This window comes from Candidatus Obscuribacterales bacterium (assembly GCA_036703605.1).
Classification (GTDB): Bacteria; Cyanobacteriota; Cyanobacteriia; order RECH01; family RECH01; genus RECH01.
Window position 1 is genome coordinate 1 of record DATNRH010000075.1, and the last position, 4,956, is coordinate 4,956.

Below are 4,956 nucleotides of genomic sequence, written 5' to 3' on the forward strand. Positions count from 1 at the left end.
GACGTACAGTGTGACGAAACTGGTGACGTTAATCAAGAGTCTAACGGCCCGAGAGGTGTGTAAGCGCTGCCCGCACGTGAAACAACAGTTGTGGGGAGGGGAGTTTTGGAGTGATGGATACTTTGCGAGTACGGTGGGCAAGCACGGGGATGAAGGCATGATTGCCCAGTATGTCAAGAATCAGGGCAATGAGTATCTCAAGTTACACAGAGATGAGCAATTGGCTCTATTTTGATTCTGATACCCCGTCCGCTTGCGGCGGGGTAGTTCATTAGATAGCTAGTGTAGCCTGTACATCTTGTTGCAAGCAGATTTTTATCTTGTTCTTTAACCTGTACTATTTAGGTGTACGAGGTAAGCAAATAGGCAGCTCAATCATGAATCTGGTGCCAACGCCTGGAGTAGATTGACAACTGAGGCAACCATGGTGCTTCTCAATAATTTGGTGGCTGATGGATAATCCTAGCCCAGTACCACGTCCTACCGGTTTGGTGGTAAAAAAGGGATCGAAAATTTTCTGCCGCACCTCATCGGACATGCCAATACCATTATCTTGAATACAAATCACAATCCACTGGGGTTCCCCATCACAGATAATTGCTTTTTGATCAGTATCATAATTAGATGTGATTTGCGATCGCCCTTCTCGCACGGTTGTTGTCAGGGTAATGATACGAGGGGCCGGGTGATTATCTAGGGCATCAATAGCATTGCTTAACAAGTTCAGAAAGACTTGGTTAATCTGGCTAGCATAACAGTCGATAGCGGGGAGATCCCCGTAGTTTTTGATAATCTCAATGGCAGGAGATGATCCGTTGGCCTTTAGGCGACTTTGTAAGATTACCAGGGTATTATCAATGCCTTCATGCAAATCGACTGCCTTCACCTCTGCCTCATCTAGCCGAGAAAAACTGCGCAGGGATTGTACGATTTGACTGATGCGATCTGTACCCAACTTCATGGAGTTCAATAAATTCGCGTAGTCATCCAGTAGAAACTCTAGTTCAATATCTTGAATGCAGGCCTGGATGTCGGGAGTGGGCGTTGGATAATGCTGTTGATAGAGGCGTAGCAGACGCACTAGGTCACGGAAGTAGCTATCAGCATAGGTAAGATTACCGCTGACAAAACCAACGGGGTTGTTAATCTCATGGGCAATACCAGCTACAAGTTGACCTAAGCTTGACATTTTTTCGCTATGGATCATTTTAGACTGAGTTTGCCGCAGAGTTTGTAGGGCATCACCAAGCTGCTGGGCTTGCTGCTGGGCCGCTGTGGCCGCTGCCCGACTTTGGGCATAGAGTTCAGCTTGGTCGATGGCGATCGCTAACTGGTTGGTGACAGCCTGCAATAATTCTACCTCTGCTTGACTCCAGTGGCGAGTGTCCTGACCGTGACTACAGACAATCGCTCCTAGCTGGCCGGCATGGGTTTCTAGAGGCATGAGCAAGAACGACTGAATCCCCCAATCCTGCAGCCAAGTATAGAGATCGGTAGAAGTCGGTAGGTCTGTGGTTTGGTCGAGAATCAGCGGTTCCAGATGCAACAGATATTGGGTGAGCGATCGCCGTAGCGTTGGTTCACATTCTCCCAATAAACTAGGTAAGTTGGCATAAAGGGACTCATGGGTAATAGCGAGGGTAGGCGGTTCATCCGCGGGGGCATCTTCTTCCCGCAAACACCACAGAAAATAGCAGCCATCGATATGTAGGAGATGGCGAATTTCCTGAACGGCTGCCCCTAAAATTGTATTTAGATCTAGGGAATTGCGAATTTGGCTGGCCAATCGAAATAATAGTGATTCGCGACGACTGAGTAATTCTGCCCGCGCCATACTTAAATCAATGGCGATCGCCATACTGTTAAAAATCCATTGCAGCGTGGCGTAGGTACCTTCTAGGATTGGGCGACGGCTGAGGAGGGAAATCACGCCAATCAAACGATCATCCACAATCAAGGGATAGCCTACAAACGCCGTAATTTTTTCTTGGGTAGCCCAGTTCTGCAGCCCTAAACAGGCATCCCGACCCACCTCATTCGTGAGATAGGGCTGTTGACTTTGGGCAATAACACCCACAATGGAAATACCGAGGGAAATGCGACGAGGTAGGTCAGGCACGGGTGGCACCGTACCGGCGATCGCCTGCAGGTCTAGCACATTGCTCTCTGGGTCAAACAGCCAGATACGTGCTAGGGTCATTTCTTCTAGCCCATTCATCAACGCTTGAACACACCCTTCCAAGGTATCGGATAGGCTGCCAGCCCGGGCTAGGACTTGGCTGATCGAGGTGTTAAGGCTAGAAAGACGGGTATGTTCGAGAAGCGATGCGACGGCTTTGCGATGGACAGTCACATCCCGGAGATAAAGAAATAATCCTCCCAAATGTGGACAGGCAATCAACTCCAGGACCAGCCCAAATGGGGCATAGGCATGTTCGAAGCGCAGTTCGGTTTGTTGGGCAATGGCTCGATGGCAGGCTTCTTCGACCTCCGACTGAGCAAAATCGGGAATGGCCTGCCACAGCGATCGCCCGATCACCTGGGTGCGATCGCAGCAGAGAATTTGCTCCGCCCGTAGATTCAGATGGCTAACACACCATGATTGATCAACAGCAATAAATCCATCCGGCAAGTGCTTATACATCTCACTGGCTTGATCTTGAGAACGGGGTAACTGGTCTTGAATAATGCCCTCTAGGTCGCAATAGTTGCGAATGGGGCGATTGATTTGCAGTATCAAGCTAGGCTGGCCCCGATCCGTCAACTGCAGCATCCAAGAGCTGTTGATGGTGAGCCGCTGGCGATCGCGGGTGGACTGTACCATCACCCCATCCCATTGACCCTGTTGTAAACACTGATGCTGAATGGCCGCGATCGGCGCATCAGTGACCGGTTGCAGCAGCGTGGTATAGTCTTGCCCCAAGGCTTGGGCTTTCTTCCAGCCATAGAGTTGCTCTGCCCCACGGTTCCAAAAGGTGATCCGGCCGCGCAAATCGAGCGCCAGAATCGCATCGCTAGCCAGGTTCAGCAGATGAGACTGGGTGGTGAGGGCGAGGGCTGTTGAGGGGGGAGGCGTTGCTAGGTGTTCGACCTGGGCCACAACTTGGCGGGCGATCGCTTTCAGACCTTGCTGTTGCCCAAACTCCAAGCGTCGGGCAGCGCGATCAAAAACAGAAAGGGTGCCCAGCAGCTCTCCAGTACTGGTCACCAGCGGAGCAGCCGCATAAAATCCCAACCCTAGGTTAGCGATCAACGGATGGCGTTGCACTGTAGCTGGCAGTTGGTGGGCAGCGATCGCCTCGGCGATATCCGGAATCAGCCATAGCGTTTCGACGGAGGGCGATCGGCGTGCCCATTGAGCACAGAGACTTTGTTCATAGGGAACAGAGTGCAGGGAGGTGCCATAGGCCACCTGCACCCACTGACGATCCTCCGTCCATCCACTTAGGAGAGCGATCGGAGCATGACAGACTTGGGCTGCCAAGAGAACGGCATCCTCTAGGGCGCAGGATGCCACGGCATTTAATCGTTGATCACAAAGCAAGGGTTTAATGCTGTGGCTCAAACGCCCAGAATAAAGTGAGGTCATGTGGACTTAATGCATCCATTAAAAGAAACCAAGGCAAGAAACCAGCCCTCTCAAGGTGACTGTGTCTCTAGTTCCCCTTCAGCACTAGATGCGAGGAGGTCAATCGATGCTGGGGTTGCCGCGAACAGCTCCGATGCTCCTACTCTCCACCCCTGAAGAGAACTGCGTAGATATCCCTGATTTCCCGGAGGGGTTCTCCACTATAGCTTGATAGATAATGAACCCCCATGTCAAAGAACGTATTGAAATATTAAAATTACGACACAACCCTAAATTTTTGTACAAGTAGAGAATTCATCCGTTCTTCATGAGAACGCCCTGCAGGGAAAGCGATCGCCCTCTTCCCATCAAGTCCAGTTGAATGTTCATCATTGGAACATCCTGCCTTCGAGCCCCACTTCGCCACCCCCTTGATAAGGGAGCTACAGGCCTCCCGGTGCTGCCACAGCCTTGAATGCATCGTATGTCTAAACGGATGTGATATCAGTACAGAGGTTTTCAGCGCACGGATGTGGTATCAATTCATCAGATCTGGTCAATTCATCAGATCTGTCCTTCCACAATTATGGGTCTCGTGCCCTATGCTATTCTCCACATCTGGCATTCCTTCGTCTCTATATCGCGACCTCATTCGCCTTGCGACCCTGGCCCCCTCTGGGCACAATACCCAACCTTGGTACTTCACCCAGGGCGATCGCTGCATTCATCTCCACCCCGATCAATCGCGGCGCCTGCCTGTAGTCGATCCGGATGATCATGCTTTATTTATCAGCCTGGGTTGTGCGCTGGAAAATCTAGCGATCGCTGCCCGCTGTGCAGGTTTCAGCTCTCGCATTCAGCCACAGCTTACGACCGAGCATCCTGTGCTCAGCGTGTATCTAGAGCCTAGCGATACCCCTCCTAGTCCCACTGACCTTGCTTTGCAGGAGGCTATTCCCCAGCGCCAGTCTACCCGCTGTGCCTACGATCTTCGTGACATTCCTCCCGACCATCTCCAACGCCTCACCCAAGCCAGCCAGCAGGCTGGTGTGCAGATGCGCCTATTCTCAACGCCCGATACTATGGACCCCTTTATTGCCTGGGTGCGCGAGGGCAATCGCCAGCAGTTTAGCGATCGCGCCTTTGTTGAAGAACTGATGCAATGGATCCGCTTTAGCCGTCAGGAGGTGCAACGCTATCAAGACGGTATTCCTAGTCGTGCTATTGGGATGCCCTACGTGCCGCGCTGGCTAGGCAAACGGCTGATGACCTGGTTTGCCACACCCCAGAGCCAAGCCCGGCAGTTTGAGCAGCGCATCCACCAATCCTCTGCCCTGCTCCTGTTCATCGCCGACCACCACGATCGCCTCCATTGGATCAACCTAGGG

Annotated in this window: 3 protein-coding genes; 2 read left to right on the forward strand and 1 reads right to left on the reverse strand. The window is 51.9% G+C overall.

Going from position 1 to position 4,956, the window contains the following annotated elements; genetic code table 11:
- Window positions 1-235, forward strand: a 235-nt coding sequence (tnpA, locus tag V6D20_01655) for an IS200/IS605 family transposase (GenBank protein ID HEY9814501.1), incomplete at its 5' end; no start/stop codon positions are given.
- Between the two features lie 102 nt (window positions 236-337).
- Here the strand turns inward: tnpA and V6D20_01660 are convergent.
- The gene (locus V6D20_01660; protein ID HEY9814502.1) at window positions 338-3,589 is read right to left on the reverse strand and encodes a GAF domain-containing protein; all 3,252 of its coding nucleotides are present in this window, start codon (window positions 3,587-3,589) and stop codon (window positions 338-340) included.
- A gap of 581 nt (window positions 3,590-4,170) precedes the next feature.
- Here V6D20_01660 and V6D20_01665 point away from each other — a divergent pair.
- Window positions 4,171-4,956: hypothetical protein (locus tag V6D20_01665; GenBank protein HEY9814503.1), on the forward strand; the 786-nt coding region annotated here is incomplete at its 3' end.

Coding starts and splice junctions, on each gene's coding strand:
- V6D20_01660 (HEY9814502.1), bottom strand. CDS start 3,589: ATGACCTCACTTTATTCTGGGCGTTTGAGCCACAGCATTAAACCCTTG.